At 59.3% G+C, this 19068-nt stretch carries 16 protein-coding genes and 1 tRNA gene; 3 read left to right on the top strand and 14 right to left on the bottom strand.

The features are described from left to right. Positions 1-42 precede the first annotated feature (42 nt). The 12 genes from N434_RS22595 to cpdR all read right to left on the bottom strand — a co-directional run bounded on the left by N434_RS22595 (position 43) and on the right by cpdR (position 13953). Positions 43-2418, bottom strand: a complete 2376-nt coding sequence (locus tag N434_RS22595; protein ID WP_110760392.1) for a caspase family protein — start codon at positions 2416-2418, stop codon at positions 43-45. 259 nt (positions 2419-2677) lie between these two features. After that, a complete protein-coding gene (locus N434_RS22590) occupies positions 2678-4177 on the bottom strand; it encodes an FGGY-family carbohydrate kinase (RefSeq protein WP_181424048.1) in 1500 nt (499 codons plus the stop codon). Next, entirely contained in the window at positions 4170-5012 is an 843-nt protein-coding gene (locus N434_RS22585; protein WP_065117439.1) for a class I fructose-bisphosphate aldolase, read from the bottom strand. The genes N434_RS22590 and N434_RS22585 overlap by 8 nt, the downstream gene beginning before the upstream one ends. Positions 5013-5014: 2 nt before the next feature. Beyond that, positions 5015-6739, bottom strand: a complete 1725-nt coding sequence (locus tag N434_RS22580; RefSeq protein ID WP_110760390.1) for a glycerol-3-phosphate dehydrogenase/oxidase — start codon at positions 6737-6739, stop codon at positions 5015-5017. Between the two features lie 122 nt (positions 6740-6861). Then, a complete protein-coding gene (locus N434_RS22575) occupies positions 6862-7860 on the bottom strand; it encodes an aldo/keto reductase (protein ID WP_110760389.1) in 999 nt (332 codons plus the stop codon). Then, a complete protein-coding gene (locus tag N434_RS22570) occupies positions 7857-8831 on the bottom strand; it encodes a sugar-binding transcriptional regulator (RefSeq protein WP_181424047.1) in 975 nt (324 codons plus the stop codon). The genes N434_RS22575 and N434_RS22570 overlap by 4 nt, the downstream gene beginning before the upstream one ends. Before the next feature lie 41 nt (positions 8832-8872). After that, positions 8873-9874 carry an ABC transporter permease gene (locus tag N434_RS22565; RefSeq protein ID WP_110760388.1) on the bottom strand — a complete coding sequence of 334 codons (1002 nt, stop codon included), beginning with the start codon at positions 9872-9874 and terminating at the stop codon, positions 8873-8875. Positions 9875-9885: 11 nt separating this feature from the next. Beyond that, on the bottom strand, positions 9886-11406 hold the full coding sequence (locus N434_RS22560) for a sugar ABC transporter ATP-binding protein (protein ID WP_110760387.1): 1521 nt from the start codon (positions 11404-11406) through the stop codon (positions 9886-9888). A 72-nt stretch (positions 11407-11478) separates the two neighbouring features. After that, complete coding sequence (locus N434_RS22555; RefSeq protein WP_065117178.1) at positions 11479-12492, bottom strand: substrate-binding domain-containing protein; 1014 nt, start codon at positions 12490-12492, stop codon at positions 11479-11481. Between the two features lie 346 nt (positions 12493-12838). Further along, complete coding sequence (locus N434_RS22550) at positions 12839-13075, bottom strand: acyl carrier protein (protein ID WP_065117438.1); 237 nt, start codon at positions 13073-13075, stop codon at positions 12839-12841. Between the two features lie 359 nt (positions 13076-13434). Further along, positions 13435-13509: transfer RNA gene (locus N434_RS22545), tRNA-Val, on the bottom strand. Between the two features lie 81 nt (positions 13510-13590). Then, positions 13591-13953 (bottom strand): cell cycle two-component system response regulator CpdR, encoded by a 363-nt coding sequence (gene cpdR / locus N434_RS22540; protein ID WP_003497910.1) that lies wholly within the window; start codon positions 13951-13953, stop codon positions 13591-13593. A 182-nt stretch (positions 13954-14135) separates the two neighbouring features. On the opposite strand from cpdR, the gene N434_RS22535 reads away from it, so the two are divergent. Together N434_RS22535 and hisN are read left to right on the top strand one after the other, a co-directional pair. Continuing rightward, a complete protein-coding gene (locus tag N434_RS22535) occupies positions 14136-15020 on the top strand; it encodes an N-formylglutamate amidohydrolase (RefSeq protein ID WP_110760386.1) in 885 nt (294 codons plus the stop codon). Positions 15021-15338: 318 nt separating this feature from the next. Next, complete coding sequence (gene hisN / locus N434_RS22530; protein WP_065117176.1) at positions 15339-16115, top strand: histidinol-phosphatase; 777 nt, start codon at positions 15339-15341, stop codon at positions 16113-16115. A gap of 23 nt (positions 16116-16138) precedes the next feature. On the opposite strand, the gene N434_RS22525 is transcribed toward hisN, so the two are convergent. Continuing rightward, entirely contained in the window at positions 16139-17080 is a 942-nt protein-coding gene (locus N434_RS22525; RefSeq protein WP_110760385.1) for an alpha/beta fold hydrolase, read from the bottom strand. Between the two features lie 368 nt (positions 17081-17448). On the opposite strand from N434_RS22525, the gene hspL reads away from it, so the two are divergent. Further along, entirely contained in the window at positions 17449-17931 is a 483-nt protein-coding gene (gene hspL / locus N434_RS22520) for a heat shock protein HspL (protein WP_110760384.1), read from the top strand. A gap of 66 nt (positions 17932-17997) precedes the next feature. Here hspL and N434_RS22515 read toward each other — a convergent pair whose 3' ends face one another. Further along, complete coding sequence (locus N434_RS22515) at positions 17998-19008, bottom strand: bile acid:sodium symporter family protein (RefSeq protein ID WP_065117173.1); 1011 nt, start codon at positions 19006-19008, stop codon at positions 17998-18000. Positions 19009-19068: the final 60 nt, after the last annotated feature.

Raw genomic sequence — 19068 nt, 5'->3', positions numbered from 1 at the left:
CCGCAGTCCTTCCAAAACAGCTTCTTCTTCCATGCCCGTTGCCTAGGAACATGCCGGTAAATCCGGAGCACCGCACTTCTTCCTTTCAGCAGCCTGCGGTTTCTTCGATTGCTGCTCGCCCACCATCGGCTTTGGCTGGGGCGGGGCCTGCGGTCTGGGTTTCGGTTCCGCCTCTGGTTTCGGTGCGGGTGCATGAGCCGGCGCAGCCACATGTGGCTCCTTGGGCAGAGACGGCGGCGGAGCGGCCTCATGGAAGGGCGGCGGAACAACATGACCCTGATGACCGAGCCGAGGCTCGCCATTATCAGGAATACCGGACTTTGCCGGCCGCTTGTCATTCATTACCGGTGTGGCGGGCTTTGCTGCCGGGCCGTGCGCTTCAGGCGCCGGAGGAGCGACATCTGCCTTCAGTTTGGCATTCGGAACTGCCGCCGGCGCCGGCGTGCCGGTGACGTTGCCCTGGCCTTTCGCGGCAGACGAATTAACTTCGGGCTGCTTTGGTTGACCCTTTGCACCAGGAAGCACATGTGCACCGGGATTTGCGCCGTGAAGCGGCGGTTGCATAACCGCCGTCGGTTTCTGCGCCGTCTCGGGTTCTGTTTCGGGCGGCGGCGTTTTCTCTGCCGGCGCCGCTTGCTGCCTGTTTGCGGGCTGGCCGGTGGGTGGCAGCGGCTCGCCGTTCGCGCCGGGGAGCGCATGGGCCGCAACAGGTCCGGTCTGCATCTGTTGTGTCCGGGGCTGAACCGAATGGGGCGGCGCCGGCACCAGACCGGCTGCGGGTGTCGGCGTCCCGGTTTGGGTCGGAACCTGCTTTTGCACTGCCTCGGCCTTTTTCTGTACCGAGGGCGGCAAGGCAACGTGCAGCGCTGCCGCACCCGCTCCGGCAATGATGGCCGCGCCGGCGAGCTTTTCTCCCGTCGTCAATCCGGACGGCGTAGCCGGCACGGCCTCGTTCTCATGGATAACCGTGTTGTTGACGACAGAATTGTGGATGTTGTTGAAGATGATGTTGTTTTCGGGCGGCGCAACATCACGCGGGGGCTCCACCCATTGAGGAACCGGAACAAAGACCGGCTCCGGCAGCACGTAAAGATCGACTGGGGGTCTGGGCGGCGGGAGCGTCACGAAATCCGGCGGAGGCGGCGCCAGAAAAACGGGCGGCAGCGGCGCATAAATGAAATCCGCATCATCGAAATACACGACAGGCCGCCCGACATAGACGATTTCCGGCTGTGGCGGCGGCGGCACGTCATATGCGATCATCGAGAATGACGGCGGCGGCTCAAACGCTGCCTCGAAATGGTCGAGACGACGGCGGGCATCCCAGACGTGCGGGCCATGCGGATAACGCCTCAGATAGGACCAATAGGCCTCCGGCGTATCGACATTCCAGGTTTCGCGCCAGGTGATCGCTTCGCGGCGCACCGCAACAATCGCCCGCACCCGCCTTGCCATTGAACCGTTCGGATAGGCCACCAGGAAATCCTCGTATGCACGCATCGTGTCACGATCAAGCGCGGCGAAATAGGCATCCCGTTCGTCGAAGTCACCGATCGGCTTCGTCCGGACGGCCGCATCATCCCCGGCAACCTGAGCGGTGGGCGGATTGGGGCCAAGATCGAAAAACGTGAATGCATCCTTGAATTTGGAGGCATTCCAGGAAATCTGACTGCCTCTGGTCAGATCGCTGACGCGCAGCCGCGTCCGGTCGAACACATCGCCGAGCGGGAGCCCGCCCGTGCGGATCATTTCCGCCAGGGCATGGGCGTAGGAACCGTAAGGGCCAGCCTCCTGCGGAGCGACCGTGCCCGGCGCGGCATTAAAGGCAATCAGCTGATTGGCGTCCGGATCGACAAGCGCCAGACCACCGGCCAGCGGCTGACTGGACTGCACAAATGGATTGGCTCTTGCCGCATCGAGCACAACGATGCTGCCGCGATTGTCAAGACTGGCCAGCGATCTCGTGAAATCGGTTATCCGCAGGGCTTCGACGGGCACATCCGTGGCTTGCTTGATCTGCGCATCGACCGGTACGAAATAATTATCGCCCTGATATTGCACCCCATAGCCGGCCAGATAGACAAAAACGACGGTATCGGGTCCCGATGCATTCGCTTTCGTCAGAAAGTCCCGCATCGCGTCACGCAATCCGTTCTGGTCAAGGTCGCGCGCACCGATCACATCAAAACCGGCTGCCTGCAAGGTTTGTGCAATCAAGCCGGCATCATTGGCCGGTGTCGGCAAGGCGCCCGTCTTGTAGGCGGCATTGCCCACAACAAACGCTATTCTCTTTTCCAGGGAGTTTCGGGCTTCTGCCGGATTCAAGGAAGCGATACCGGCCAGAACCAGCACGATGCCAAAGACTGTCCGGATCACCTTTTTAAACGATAGTCCCATTGTCCAAAGCAGAGGAGACATACAGCTTTCCTCCAATCAACATCTGATGCAGCTTACCGTAAACCCCATGAAGTAGAGGACGGCGAGGAGCGCTTGCCGGACATGGCCGGCGCGCCTCGCTTCGCTATTTAGCAGTTGTTTATAAGTGCTGGATGAGGCGTAACTGAAGTGAAACTGAAGATGGCTCTTCGCCCTTTGCCGGTTTAAACGGCGTGTCTTCCCGACAAATCCGCCCCGCAATGACCGAGACCGCAGCAGGCGTGCCGTCAGTCCAACATGCCTATTGCTGCAGACGCAAGGCGCTCCAGAAACCACGCAGCTGGTCGGTCAACTGCGTGTAGAGACCGTAGCGGCGCTGATAATGCGGGACTTGCCGCGCATCCGGCCGGTAAGCGCTCGCCACACGGGTCATCGCCGCAACCGCCGCCTCATAATCCGGATAAAGCCCCACAGCCACGGCGGCACCGATTGCCGCACCAAGCGCGCCCGTCTCGCGCGCTTCGGCAACACGCAGGGGAATTTCCAGAACATCCGCCATGATCTGCGGCCAATGCTGGCTGCGGGAACCGCCACCGGACATGACGGCACTTTCGACCGGCAAACCGGCCTCGCGCAACACGCCGATATGGCGGCGGTGTTCGAAGCAGACGCCCTCGAACAGCGCTCTCAACATATGGCCTTCGCCGTGCCAGCCGGCTAGGCCGTAAAACCCGCCGCGGAATTCCGCTCCCAGCCGCGAGCCGAAAATGAACGGGTGAAAGAACGGATCGTCAGCGCGCGGCGTGACGGAACCGACCAGCTCGTTGCATCGCTCGAAGGCATGGTCGCCATGGTCGGCACGAACACGGTGAACGTACCATTCCAGATTGGCGGCGGAGGTGGCGCTGGATTCGATATTGACATAACGGTCGCGGCCGAATGTCGTGACCATGAAGACATCCGGACTGATGACCGGTTTATCGGCAAAAACCTGATTGATGCTCCATGTGCCGGCGATGATGGAGGCTTCCCCCGCATTGATGACACCAGAGCCCATGGCACTGGAAACCACATCGAAGAAACCACCAATGACAGGTGTGCCTTCCGAGAGCCCTGTCAGACCCGAAGCCTTGCGCGTCACACGGCCAACAATGTCCGCCGATTCCACACGACGTGGAAAGAACGGGAACGCATCCTCAAGGCCATAAAGTGAGAGAAGTTCGCGGTCGAGCCGTGCTTGCGGCAAGGCAAGCAGCCCCGCGCCGCTGAGGTCGGAAATGTCATTGGCAAGGCAGTCCGTCAGGCGGAAATTGACAAAGTCCTTGCAGAACAGGACCGTACCGATCTGCGCATAGAGGTCGGGGGCATGTCGTTTCACCCATGCCAGAAGGCTTGGCGTCTGCGCTGGCCATGGCCGTTGCAGGCAGCGCGCCTGTAAGAGCGCGCCGCTTTGCCGGTCGAGCTCGGCCGCCATATCGGCGGCGCGGCTGTCGAGCGACTGGATGCCGATCAGAGGCTGCTGCCGTTTGTCGAGCAGGTAAAGACCATTGCCATGGCCGGCGCAGCCCACCGCCACAATATTGCGAGGATCGACCGACGATTTCACCAGGAGCTGACGGATCGCCTCGCAGCCGTTCTTCCACAGCTCCTCAAGATCGCGCTCAACATAACCGGGCTGCGGAAACGTCGAATGGCCGTCGATGGCATGCTGGGCGACCTGCCGGCCCACCGTATCGAACAAGACGGCCTTGATGACCGTGTTGCCGACATCCAGGCCCAATATGTAATTTTTCTCAGCCACGATTGTAGATGTCCCATGCTTCTTCACCGCTCGCACCCTGATGGATGATAGCCATCAAGGCCGCGACAACGGCCTTGGGATTGTCATGCTGATAGATATTGCGGCCATAAACCAATCCGTTCGCGCCCTCGGCCATCAACGCCGCCGATTTTGCCAGCACATTCCGCAGATCCTCACGCCCCCCGCCCCGCACCAGCACCGGGCAGCGCGCCGCCTCGATCACCCGGTGGAAATCCTGCGGGTTGCTGGTGGGATCGGCCTTGATGATATCGGCTCCCATTTCCGAGGCAAGCCGCACCAGCGTGACGATCTTTTCCGCGTCACCATCCACCTGATACCCGCCGCGTACGTCGTTGGGCAGCATCACCAGCGGCTCGATCATCAGCGGCATGCCGAAACGATGGCAATCGGCCCGCACCCGGCTGATGTTTTCGACACATTGACGGAACAGTTCCGGCTCATCCGGCAGCATGAACAGGTTCACGACAACGCAGGCCGCATCCATCTCGAGCGCACCAATGATCGGGTCGTGATAATTCTGAAGCTGCGACCACATGGTTCTGTGACGCGTGGAGTTATAGGGATTGCCCATATCGATGCGCATGACGAGGGCCGGCTTGTCCCGCTCCGGCCTCTGCTGCAGCAGATCCGCCTGCCCGTAGACCATCTGGATGGCATCGGGACCAGCCTCGACCAGCTTTTCGACGGTCTGCGGCATATCCTCAAGCCCGATGAGGAAGCTCGGCTCGTTGCAAACCCCGTGATCGATTGCCACATCAAGGCATCCGCCATTGCGGAACAGCCGGTTCATGCGCGCCTTTTTTGAAATCCGCATCATCATGCATTCTCCTTGCATCTGTGTTGAAGCATCGCCGGCGTGACCCCGTAAAAGGTCTCCAGCTCATGGATAAGCCGCTGCCGTTCCGCCGCCGCCCGGGTGGCCGGCCAGCCAAGCTCGCGCGCCGCAACGCCGAGGATGGCGTCAATCAGATCGGCGTTGACAACGCCGGTGATGGCGAGCGTCGTGCGCCTCAGGATCAGATCGGTCAGGTGCCGGACATGTTCGCAGCGGATCAGCCAGATCACCTCCGCAGCCGTGATCGGTGACTTGTCTGAAAGCGGCACGTCGTCCGGGCGACCCCGGCAAAAACCCAGCAATTCGAAGGCGCGGGAGCCGTAGGCCAAAGCCAGATGCTCCGCCCGCTGCCGACCGATCGAAAACTGTTCCGACAACAGGTTGGGCAGACGCCCGGCACCGGCGGGGAAATTCCTGCCACCACCGACCGGGCGGTTCATCGTGCCGGTCAATCGCTTGCGCCCGAGAAACGCCAGAACCTCGTCGCTCACCTGCTCGCCAAAAGCCCGGAAGGTCGTCCATTTGCCGCCGATCATGCAAAGCTGCGGCGGATCACCCGCAACACGGTGGATGAAATGGCTGCGGGAAATTTTTCCGGTAAAGGCGGCATCGCTGCGCGGCAGCGGACGTATGCCGCTGAAACTGAAGACAATGTCCGAATGGTCGATGGCGATATCGGGGAAGACCTGACGGATGGCGTCCAGAATATAGTCCCGCTCCTCCGGCTCGCACCGCACCCGCTCGGGACGAGCCACCTTGATGTCGGTCGAACCCGCGAGAACCCGGCCGAGATAGGGAAAGAGGATACAAACGCGGTTATCCGCATTTTCAAAGAAAATCATATGGCCGTTCAGGGCCTTGAGAAGCGCGTCACTGGCGATGATGAGATGCGACCCCTTGGTGCCGGAAACGGTCGGGTTTTCCTTTTTCGCAGCCGGAACGGCGGCAAGCGCGCCGATCGTTTCGTCGATCCAGGCGCCCGTGGCATTGACGATGATCCGTGGTCTGACGGGCAGCAATTCTTCCGTTTCCTCCATCCGGAGACAATATTCATCCCCGGTGCGGATAAGCTCCGCATAGTTGAGTGCAAGGCTCTGCGGCGCATCGGCGGCGGTATCGACAAGGAGTTCCAGCGCAAGCCGTTCGGGCTGGCTTATCCACGCATCGTAATAGGTGGCCGAATACCGGATCGCCGGCGTCAGGCCTGGCCAGCGCTGCAGCGTCTTGCCCGCACTGCGAAACTCATGCCGTGGCAGGATGCGGTTCTTCCGGGTAACAAAATCATAAAGCGTGAGGCCCGCCTTGATGGCCAGCGCGCCCCGGCTTGCGGGTTTTCCGCCAGAACCGAAAAATGTGGCCGCCGCGTTGAACAACCCGCTGAACACCGAAAAAATCGGGATCGTCGTTGGCAGCGGATGCACCATATGCGGCGCAAGTGTCAGCAGCGCATCACGTTCCCGCAGCGATTCCGCCACAAGACCGAATTCGCCATTTTCGAGATAACGCAGTCCGCCATGGATCATGCGCGAAGGTGCGGCACTGCATCCGGAGGAGAAATCGTTACGCTCGACCAGCAATACCCGCAGCCCCTGCAGGGCAAGATCGCGATAGGCGGCGATGCCGTTGATGCCGCCACCGATGACGACGGCGTCGAAATCACCGTCTTGACGGATACGGCAGAGAGCGTCCTCGCGAAAACCGGGCATAGGAATACCGTTCGCCGGCTATTGACCAGCGTCCCAATGATGTTGAAATTTTAAAGCGACGTCAGAGACGGGGAGCGAAACTTATCTGCTCTTCGCCAGAAATCCCGCCTCAGCTATGTATTTCAGCTGTCGAGCCCCACAAGGTGCTCGGCGATGCCGGTGCTAATGAGCGCCAGCTCGCTCTGCGTGAGGCGCAGGCGGGCCGCAGCGGCATTTTCCACCGCCTGAGCCGGATCGCGCGCGCCGCATAGCGAGAATGTTATGCCCGGCTGGGCGATCGTCCAGGCAATCACCACCTGCGCGATAGACGCCCCATGGGCGGCCGCCACCGGCTCCAGCACCCCCATCAACCGTGCGATCTTCTGACGGTTCGCCTGGCTGAAACGCGGATTGCCGTGGCGCTGGTCGTCTTCGGCAAAGACCCGCTCAGGCCTGACCTTGCCCGACAGGAGACCGAGCGCCAGCGACGAATAACTCAGCACGGAAACGGCGTTTTTTCGGCAAAGCGGCAGAAGCGTCGTCTCGATATCGCGTTTCACCATGGAATATTCTTCCTGAACGGCATCGAGCGCACCGGTGGCGATATAGGCTTCGAGATCGCCGGGTGAGACATTGCTTGCCCCGATGGAGCGGATCTTTCCCTCCTCCTTCAGCCGCACCAGGGCCTCGACCGTCTCGGCAATCGGCGTCGTGGCATCCTGCCAATGGGTGACGTAGTGGTCGATATAGTCGGTTCCGAGCCGCTTCAGGCTCTCTTCGACCTCGTAACGGATCGAAGCGGCCCCGAGATAACGGTGAACGGGCTTGCCATCCTGATGGAAGAAATAGGCACCCTCGTTCACATGCCAGACCAACCCGCATTTGGTGACCAGCACCACCCTGCCGCGCTTCCCCGCAATCGCCTTGCCGACGATGGTTTCCGCAAGCCCCATGCCATAGGCCGGCGCGGTATCGATCAGGGAAATGCCCGCATCGATGGAGGCCTGAATGGCGGCGATGGATTGCCGCTCGTCGGTGCCGCCCCACATCCAGCCGCCGATGGCCCAGGTGCCGAGCCCTACGGCCGATGCGCTGATGCCGCTGCCGCCGATCGTTCGCGTCAATAGTGCGTTTTCCGTCACGACGTTTCCCCTCCCTCTTGATTCAGTAGATAGCCGGCGATCGCCTCGTCCACGACGAGCGAGGTCAGATAGCGGCCGGCAAGCGTGGCCGCCACCGGTCCGGCCTTGATGGCCCCGGCCGCCACACCAATGATGTTCGGGCACCGGGCAAGCTGCCGGGGGTCCAGCGCCACCACGCGCGAGTTGAGATCGATCCGCGCCAGCTGCCCGTCCGCCATGGTGAGATGGGCGAGAAATTCACCGGCAATGCCGGCCTCCACCAGCGCCTGCCCGCCACGGGCGGCGTCCGGCAGCAGATCGTAATAGCCGGAGCCCGGCGCTTCTACCGAACCGATGCCGACCAGCGCCACCTGTGCCTGCCGCGCCAGATCAAACACTTCGCGGATTGATGCGACATTCATCAGGAGATCGCGCTGCTCCTCATCCTCGGCAAACAGCGGCGCATGCAGGAGCGAGGCGCTGCCACCGAGCTTTTCCGCAAGCTGTGTGGCCAGATGATTGACATCCGTATAATGCTTGCCCTGCACGCCGCCGGTCAGCGGCACCACCCGCACATCGAAACGACGCTCCGCCTCAAGATTGTCGACCACCGCGCTCACCGCCTTGCCGCCGGTAATCGCGATCACATCGCCATCCCGGATCGTCTCCAGCAGATGATTGGCGGCCACCCGGCCAACCATCTGCAGCACGGTTTCCGGATTGTCGGAAACCGTCGGCGTCACCACCGACTGCCGAAGGCCAAAACGGCGGCTGATTTCATTTTCAAGGTCCACGAGCCGCTGATAGGGGCTGGCGATGGAGATCTTCACCATGCCCGCCTTGCGGCCCGCGGCAATCATGCGGTTCACCTTGGTGTGGGAAAGATTGAGCCGCTCGGCGATTTCCGACTGCTTCACCCCCTCGATGAAATGCAGCACCAGGACGGAATATATCTGCCTCTGTTGATCGAAATCGTCCTTGATATCCAGCATGATCGTCTTTCTCCAGTTACCCACGGGCCGTTCTGCGGCGCTCAGCGGCGACGCCTGACCAGATAGTGGTCGAACAGAACCGCAGTCAGCAATATGCTGCCCCTGATGATGTCCTGCCAGTAGACAGACACGTTAAGCAAGGCAAGCGAGCTGGAAACAACCGAAAGCAGGATTGCCCCGAGGATCGCGCCCAGAATGGTGCCCGAGCCGCCGGAGAGGCTCGCGCCGCCGATGACCGCCGCCGCGATGACGTTAAGCTCCATGCCGATGCCGAAACTCGGCTGGGCCGAACCGAAGCGGGCCATATAGATCACACCCGCAACGCCTGCCAGCATCGAACACAGCGTGGTGGTGGCGAAAACGACCCGGCCGACGCGGATGCCCGAATAGGCTGCGGCCTTCGGATTGCTGCCGGTATAGAACACCTTGCGGAAAGCGGTCGTGCGCCGCAGCAGCAGATCGAAGGAAACGACCACGACCGCAAAAATGATCAGCACCAGCGGAATGCCGCCAAGCGCGCCCTGACCGATGAACTTGAATTCCGGCGGCAGGGAGTAGAGCCCGAGCGGCCGTCCGCCCGTCGCCAGCAGGCAGACGCCGCGGGCAATCACCATGACGCCCAGCGACACGATGAAATGGTGCAGGCCGATGACCGTGGTCAAAAATCCCATGGCCATGCCAACCAGTGTCGTGAGGCAGATCGCCAGCCCCGCAGCAACCCAGGGATCGACACCATTTAGGAACAGCCAGCCGGCCGCCACCATCGCAAGCGCCGTGACGGAGCCGACGGAAAGATCGATGCCACCAGAGATCAGCAGGATCGTCATGCCGACCACGACGATGCTTTCGATGGCGAAGACCATGGCCATGGCCCGCAGATTGTCCACGGTCAGAAAATAGGGAGAGATGAAGGACATCACCGCAAAAAGCGCGAGGATGATGACGATCAGCCCGGTTTCGCGCGCCTTGAGCGCCGGCTCCCACCAGGCAGGGCGACGGACCGCCGTTTCGGCGAGGCTTGAAGGTGTTTCCGATGTAGCCATTTCCCGCTCCCTCAGGCCCCGGCCGGGCTCTGCACAATATTGATCGATGCAAGCTGCATGATCTTTTCCTCCGTCATGTCGTCGCCCTCGACCTCACCCGTAATCCGCCCCTCACGCACGACCAGCACGCGGTCGCTGACGCCGATCAACTCCGGCAATTCCGAAGATATGACCACGACCCCGACCCCCTCGCGCGCCAGCTCCCTGATCTGGCGGTGGATTTCGGCCTTCGCGCCCACATCCACCCCGCGTGTCGGCTCATCAAGAAAGATGACCTCGGGTTCCACCGACAGCATCTTTGCCAACGCCACCTTCTGCTGATTGCCGCCGCTTAAGGTCGATACGGCATCGCCAACGCTGTTTGCCCGCAATTTCAGCCGCTTGCCGAGTTCATCGGCACGCTTCATTTCTCTGCGTCGCTCGATGAAACCCATGCCGTTCGATATCCTGCCGACATCGAGCGCCGAGACATTGGCGGCGATGGACATATTGAGGAACAACCCGTCTCCCTTGCGGTCTTCGGACAGATAAACCAGCCCCTCCCGGATGCTGTCGCGATAATCCCTGAGCCTTAGCGTCCGGCCGCGCAGCGTAACCTCGCCTTTCGGTTTCCCTTCCAATCGGCAGACCGCCCGGGCGATTTCACTTCGGCCCGCGCCGATCAGGCCGGCAAGACCGAGGATTTCGCCGCGCCGCAGATCGAAATCGACATCGAAAACGCGCTTTCCTTCGTTCAGTCCCCGAACCGAGAGAATGACGTCATCAGATTTTTCATCGTCCGAGAGTTTCGGCGGATAGAGCTTGTCGAGAACGCGCCCCACCATGCTGTTGACGACCTCCTCCGGAGAGATTTCCGCGATATTCGCCGTCCTGATGTGGCAGCCGTCACGCATGACAGTGATGCGGTCGCAATGTTCGAAAATCTCCGCCATGCGGTGCGAGATATAGATGATGGCAATGCCCCGTTCCGCCAGCCGGTGCATGATCCTGAAAAGGGTCTGGGCTTCGGTTTCAGTCAAGGCCGCCGTCGGCTCATCGAGGATCAGGATACGGCAGTCCAGCGTCAGTGCCTTGGCGATCTCGACGATCTGCTGCTGCGAAATCGACAGGTCGCCGGCGCGGCTGGCGGGGTCGATATCGCCGATTTCCCGCAGGATGGCTGCCGCCCGCTTTTCGAGGCCGCGATAATTCATGAACAAGGAACGGCTCCGGCCGGTCTCCGACATGAACATGTTTTCAGCGACCGAGATTTCCGGGCAAAGCGCAATCTCCTGATGGACAAAACCAATGCCGAGCCGGTTCGCCGCATTGGGCGACGATATGCGGACCGGCTTGCCATCAAGCAGGATCTCCCCGCCATCCGGCTGCAGAATGCCATCGATGATATGCATCAACGTCGACTTGCCGGCACCGTTTTCACCCGCCAGCGCGTGAATCTCGCCGCGCCGCAGTTCGAGCGCGGCATCGCGCAACGCCCGCACGGGACCGAACGCCTTGTGAATATTCGTCATGTTGAGGACAACCTCGCCCATAACGCCCCTCCCGAACCTGCTTCTTCCTTGTGGCCGGCGAGGCATAACCCTCGCCGGTTCCACAGCGGCGCGTCAGCGTCCCTTCATATATTCGTTGAGATCGAAGGAAGCGGCATTGGCCTTGGTGATCACGGCGAAGCCATTGTCCATAGAAGGAACCTGCATCGGGTTGAAGCCGGAAACCTTGTAGTCGTTGAACGGGTCGATCAGGTCCGAATGCGCGCCCAGGAACGTGTTCATGAAACCCATGAAGCCCTGAACGCCCTGGTTCGGGTTGATGGACATATAGATATTGCCCTGCTTGATATGCTCCAGCGTGGCCGGGGTAATATCCGCGTGCAGGATGAGCACTTTCTTTTTTGCCTCGAGAACCGCAGCCGTTGCGCCCTCGGCGGAACCGGCTTCAGGAATCCACAATGCACCAAGATTGGGGTTGGCCTGCAGCAACGCGCCGACGGCCTGATAGGCAAGGTTCGAATCCTGATTGGTTGCCTGCCGGCCGACCAGCTTCATCTGCGGATGGGTGCGCTCCATATAATCGATGAGAGCGGTGACGCGCAGGTCGTGATTGCTCTGGCCCGGATTTTCCAGAACGGCATATTCACCCTTTTCCCCGAGCTTCTTGATGATCTCTTCCGCCGCGAATTTCGCCTCGGCGACATTGTCCGAGGTAATATAGGCGGTACGTTTCGACTTCGGAGAATCCGCCGCAAAGGTCGTCACGGAAACTCCTGACGCAATCGCCTTGTTGATGGGCTCGATGAAGGGGTCGGCCTGCATCGGATGCAGCAGGATGCCTTTCGGCTTCTTCACCAGCTCCTGCTCGAAGGACGCGATCTGCTTGGTGATGTCATATTCTGGCGTGCCGGTGAAAACGGCTTCGCAGCCAAGCGCCTTGGCGGCCTGCTTGAACCCTTCAAAAACGGGCACCCAATAGGGGTGACTGGAAACCATGACGTTCATCACATAGGTCTCACCCGGTTCACAGGCGAATTTGCCCGCAGCGGCGGCCGGCGAGGCTGCGCCAGCGGAAATCGCCACGGCAAGAACACCCGCGGCAGCGGTCGATTTCAGAAAAGCCAACATATTCCCCTCCCAAGGACAATGACTTAGTCCGCAATAAATTTTAGACTTTGTAATTTATTGCATGAGGAATGAGATAGCCGGAAACAGAGCGACCATCAATGCTGTTTGAATTTTATTTTACTACGTGAAATTTATTTCAATCTCATGCAGGGGGACGCGAATGAAGGCCGGCAGAGAGCCTGAACACAAACACGGACAAGAGGCACGGAAGCGGCGAACGGCGCCTAATCGGCACCGATCAGATAAAGGATGAATTTGTAGAGGGCGTAAGCGCCGACAAGGGCGGGAAGGACGTACATGAAGGAATGGATTACCGCCATGTCGAACGCGCCCTTTCCGGATCGAGTTAAGTTGTTGCCAGCTGAATGAAGCGAATGGCATCACCGACAGTGGAGAGGCTGTCTGCGGCAGCATCGGGAATTTCGATGCCAAATTCCTCTTCGATCTCCATGACGATCTGAACGACCTCAAGTGAATCGGCGTTCAAATCTTCGGAAAAATTTGCTGTATCGACTATTTTATCATCCGCTATTCCGAGCTGCTCGCTGATGATTTTTATCACCCGGTTTCTTATCTCGGATATTGCGGTATCTGTTGGGATCGAACTCACTATCTCGGCTCCGATTTCCTGTTTTCCCTGCTGACGTTATCAGACATTCATCGATAAGAGGCGAAAATGCCCATTGCAAGGACAACAAGGGATATGAGGTTACCAAGGGTCGACATTGCTCTCTCATTTCTCCCCCTGGAAAATCTAGGCTTCGGCATGAGCGACCTGCAATAGGGAATTTGTAATTTATTATTGCCCGTAATCAGCTTTTGGACCGCAGGCACTGGATTGAGCGTTGCGGAATGCGGTTTCGGCAGATCGCCAAATCGCAAGGCCAAAATGTAAAAAGGCCCTGCGATCTTTCGCAAGGCCTTGATACTCAAGAATTCGGATGGTGGGCGTGACAGGGATTGAACCTGTGACCCCTACGATGTCAACGTAGTGCTCTCCCGCTGAGCTACACGCCCTCCGTGGCGGCGGATAGACCACAAAACCGGTTCATGCGTCAACTGCTTTTTTTCGGTTTTGTGAAGGTTTTTTGAGAGGCCTTACGCCACAAGGAGTTTGTTGACCTCATCCACCAGATCGCGCAGATGGAACGGCTTGGAAAGCACCTTGGCATCCTTCGGAGCCTTCGAATCGGCATTCAGCGCAACCGCTGCAAAGCCGGTGATGAACATGACTTTCAGGTCAGGGTCGAGTTCGGTCGCGCGTCGCGCCAGCTCGATGCCATCCATTTCGGGCATGACGATATCGGTCAGCAGAAGCGAAAAGGGCTCCTCGCGCAGCCGGTCGTAGGCGCTTGCGCCATTGTCGAAGGAAGAAACCTTGTAACCGGCTTTTTCCAGCGCCTTGACGAGAAAGCGGCGCATATCATTGTCGTCTTCAGCGAGAAGAATTTTCTGATTCATGGTTAAGTGACCGTAACTGCTCAATGTTTGGAATACCCTAGCCCGATTATAGGATTTTCACGGTAAATATCATGTGAACGCGTGAATCGGTATAGCGCTGCTTTGGCGATAGTATGGACTTGCCGCACCGTAACTGGCAACATGAACATCCTGATAGTTTGCGACATGGTAAATGGGCCTGAATGGACTGGGTAACGGGTGAATATGAGCTGTTCGAAGTAACGGAACCTGCCGTTCAAACCCTGCCATTCGTCTATAATTCACCCCATAGCGGCCGCTGCTATCCCATCTCCTTCCTCGAATCGGCACGGCTTGATTCGCATGAAATCCGGCGTTCGGAAGACCATTTCGTCGACGAGCTTTTCGCAGCCGCACCCGAGATCGGTGCACCGCTATTGAAAGCGAACTTTCCGCGCGCCTATCTCGACGTCAATCGCGAACCCTATGAACTCGACCCGCGCATGTTCGAGGGCACCCTGCCACCTTATGCGAATATCGGCTCGATGCGGGTTGCCGGCGGCCTTGGGACCGTGCCGCGCATCGTCGCCGAGAATATGGACATCTATGCCCACCGCCTGCCGGTCGATGAAGCGCTTTCGCGGATCGAGACGATCTACAAGCCTTATCATGCCTGCCTGCGCCGGCTCCTGTCACGCACCCATGCCCATTTCGGCATGGCGGTACTGATCGATTGCCATTCCATGCCCGGCAATATCCGCGTTGCCGGCTCCAACCTCAGGCCGGATGTGATCATCGGCGATCGCTACGGAACCAGCGCTTCCCAGGAAGTCTCCCGCGCCGCCCTGCATTTCCTCGAAGAACTGGGCTTCGTCGCGGTCTGCAACAAGCCCTATGCCGGCGGCTTCATCACCGAACATTACGGGCGTCCGATCCGATCCCTCCATGCGCTGCAGATCGAGATCAACCGGGCCCTCTACGTCGATGAAAAGACACTGACGAAGAAAGCCGATTTCCCGGCCATTCAGGCCTCGCTGGAAATCTTCATGCGCCAGCTCGGGGCCTTTGTTTCGGAATACGCAATCGAAACCTCGCTCGCCGCCGAATAAATCGAAAACTACCCGATTTTTCAGCCCTTCTTTCCGTCTCGCTGGCCGCGCGCCGGGCAAAAAAAACCGCGCCTTGGCGCGGTCAAGTCTAGGGAGGAAACACCCAAGGAGGGTATTTACAGTCAAAGACTGCAGGGTCACGCTACGCAGTATATGCACAATTGTCAATCATTTTATTTTATGCATATTTTTTAGGCTTATGCCAAAAATATGGAAACCTTGGCTCCGGCACCCGTATGAGTGGACGGCGGATGTGATTCCGGTCTATGCATTTCGCCACGCAATTCAGGCCATCTAATTCAGGCAACGAGGTTTCGCATGCTGCCCGACCGGGATTTCTTCTTCAAACTCGCCGATGCAGCCAGTGCTGAAACGCTTCCCCGCTTTCGTACGGGCATTGCCGTCACCAACAAGCAGGATGGCGGCTATGATCCGGTGACGGAGGGTGACCAGGCGGCTGAGAGCGCTATTCGGGCGCTCATCGAGGCGCGCTTCCCGCAGCACGGCATTCTTGGCGAAGAACATGGCAATGTCGGCCTTGACCGCGACCACATCTGGGTCATCGATCCGATCGACGGCACACGCGCCTTCATTTCCGGTGTACCGGTCTGGGGAACGCTGATCGGTTTCCAGTCGGCCGGCCGCGCCACCATGGGCATCATGGACCAACCCTTCACGAAAGAGCGCTACTTCGCCGATGGCGAGGCCGCATGGTATTTCGGACCCGACGGCGAGCGAAAGATCCGCACACGTGATTGCGCCTCTCTGTCGGATGCGGTGCTGTTCACCACAACTCCGCACATCTTCACAGCGGAAGAAAAGCCCTTTTATGACAAGGTGCAGGATCAAGTCCGGCTTTTCCGTTACGGCGTGGATTGTTATGCCTATTGCCTGCTTGCGGCCGGTCATGTCGACCTGGTGATCGAATCCGGTCTGAAACCCTACGATGTCGGTGCGCTCATTCCGGTCATTGAGCAGGCCGGCGGTATCATGACCACCTGGGATGGCGGACGTCCCGAAAATGGCGGCCGCATTCTGGCTGCCGGCTCCAAAGCCGTGCACGAACAGGCGCTCGCGATTCTGTCGAAACTATAGGCCGTACCGTCTCGGCGGCCGCGTCACTCCGGCGCGAAAAATGCGTCGATGGCTGCCAGGGCCTGCTTGCGGAAAACATCGCGTTCATGCAGCAATTCATGGCGTGCACCGGTGACGGGAAGAAGCTGTGCCGCCCGGAAATTGCGCGACAGTTCTTCCTGCGCCTTATAGGGCGTGATCGTATCCAGCATCGGCGCCAGAATAAGGGTCGGAATGGTTATGTTCGTCAGATGATCCTGACGGGTCACCCGCGCCATGGTCTTCAGCGCCTCATAGACCCATCGCGCCGTCGGCGCGCCGATGAAAAGTTCCGGAAACTGCCTGTGCAGCGACAGATTTCGCGCAAAGCGCTTTGCATCCGAAGTCAGCGGATTGCCGTCGAAATCCCGCTCGCGCTGATCCTTGCCAAGTTGAATCCTTCCAAGGCCAACAAGACTTAAGGCCGTCGCGACCAGCTTGATGACGGGTGAAGGAACCGATTGCTGGCTGTCCAGTTGGATGAAGGGCGAACAAAGCGCCAGACGGTCGATCCGGTTGGACAGGCCGGGTGCCGCCGCAAGTGCTGCAAGCGCGCCGGTGGAATGCGCGATCATGAAGAATGGCAGCCGCGTATCCGGCAGCACCACCTGCTCGAGAAACAGGCTGATGTCGCGCTGGTAATCGGAAAAGCGCCGCACATGCCCGGCTCCCGGCTTCTGCAGCAATCGCTCGGAACCGCCCTGCCCACGCATGTCGAAGGTTGCGACCCAGAAGCCCATGGCCGTCAGATCAGCGACTGTTTCGAAGTATTTTTCGATACACTCGTTCCTGCCATGCAGCAGAACCACTGTCCCGCGGGCAATGTGACGGCTGGCACGGAAGATCGCATATCGGAGCTTTTTGCCGCCATGGCCGGTGAAATGGCCGACGGTATGGTTGCCGGGAACCGGGTTGTCTTCGCTGGCGCGCAATGTGGCTTCGATCATCGGTCTTTTCCGGCTTTTCAACTCTTTTCGGATAGGTCGGCGGCGCGGGAAGGTCAAAGAAAAAATTGCCGGAACCGTCGGTTAAAGCAGTCGCGGTTCCGGCAAGTAAGACAGAAGAAGAAGGGACGTTATTGCTTCTGTCCACGGAGCATGTCTCCGATGACCGCAGTTTTATGGCGCTCAAACTGAACGATGCCGGAACCGGATGTTCAGCCATGGTTCATGTTGCGACCACCCCTTGACGCGGCGCCAGGCCATTCCCATCTCCTTCATGCGGTCGCCAGAACGGGACCGCGCCAAATGTCCTGTCATCGCCAGAATGGGATACCGGACTTAACCGCAAACAGTCGCTTCTTAAGGAGGACACCATGCGTCACGTTGATTTTTCTCCCCTCTATCGTTCCACCGTCGGCTTCGACCGCCTTTTTTCGATGCTCGATGGCCTTGGCCAGCCCGAACAGGCCCAGTCCTATCCGCCCTACAATATCGAGCGGACAGGCGAAAACGCCTATCGCATCACCATGGCCGTTGCCGGTTTTGATGAAACCGAACTCAGCATTGAATCCCGCGCCAATGCGCTGACGGTGAAGGCTGAGAAATCCGCCGACGAGAAGTCCACGGAAGGCGAATTCCTGTATCGCGGCATCGCCACGCGCGCTTTCGAACGCCGTTTCCAGCTTGCCGACCACGTTGAAGTTCAGACCGCTTCCCTGAAGAATGGCCTGCTCCATATCGACCTCGTCCGCAATATTCCGGAAGCCATGAAGCCGCGCCGTATCGCGATCTCGTCCGACAGTGCCGATGCACCGAAGACGATCGAAGCCCAGATATCGCCGGCACAGGTCAACTAAGCTTTCCCGCGCTACAAAACGAACGGCCCCTTCATGGGGCCGTTTTTGTTTGCGGAGATTCTCGTGTCAGCGGGCGGATGCCGCCGCACCCTCTGGCTCCGCCACCGCCGCCTTCTCGTGGGCCTTGCGGGCATAACGCTGGGCCAGCACGGCGCAGACCATCAGCTGAATCTGATGGAAGAGCATGATCGGCAGAACGATTGCGCCAATGCTCTGGCCGGCGAAAATCGCACCCGCCATGGGCACGCCGCTGGCAAGGCTTTTCTTGGATCCGCAGAAGGTGATGGTGATTTCATCCGCCTTGTTGAAGCCGAGCAATCGGCTGCCGAACATGGTCACGCAGAGAACAAGTGCCAGAAGCACGATGTTGATGAGGATGACCACGCCGATATCCCTCAACGAAAACGTGTGCCAGATGCCCTCGATGACCGCATCGGAAAAAGCAAGATAAACCACCATCAGGATCGAACCGCGATCGACGGGAGACAGCAGTTTTTTGCGCGCCCGGATCCAGTCGCCGATCCAGGGCTGCAGCACCTGGCCGACGATGAAGGGCAACAACAGCTGCAGGAAGATCTGCAGGAACGCGTCCAGGGAAAAACCACCGCCATGGCCGCCCACGGTGAACAAAAGACCAACCAGCAATGGCGTCAGGAACATGCCGAAAATATTCGATGCCGAAGCCGAACAGATCGCCGCCGGCACGTTTCCGCCCGCCATGGAGGTGAAGGCGATTGAGGACTGCACCGTGGATGGCAGGACGCAGAGAAACAGCACACCCATATAAAGCGGTGCCGGCAGAATGCTTTCGGGAATAAAGCCGATCGCCACGCCCAGCAACGGGAAAAGACCGAAAGTGACGAGCAGGATCGCCAGATGCAGGCGCCAGTGCAATATGCCCGCAATCACCACATCCCGCGAAAGCCGCGCGCCATGCAGGAAAAACAGAAGCGCGATCGCCAGCTTCGTCGCAAGACCGAAATACTCCGCCGGTTCGCCGCTGATCGGCAGAATGGAAGCCAAAATCACAGTGGCCACCAGCATCATGGTGAAGCGGTCAGGCAGGAAGCGGGTCATGGGGAAGTCTTTCCGGCATCGGTTTTACTTGAAATGTCAGCCACTATCACTCATCATGAA

The sequence above is a fragment of the Rhizobium sp. UGM030330-04 genome, from assembly GCF_003208455.1.
In the GTDB taxonomy this organism is placed as follows: domain Bacteria; phylum Pseudomonadota; class Alphaproteobacteria; order Rhizobiales; family Rhizobiaceae; genus Agrobacterium; species Agrobacterium rhizogenes_A.
The sequence above is the reverse complement of the archived record's forward strand: the minus strand, read 5'-3'. Positions and strand labels throughout refer to the sequence as shown.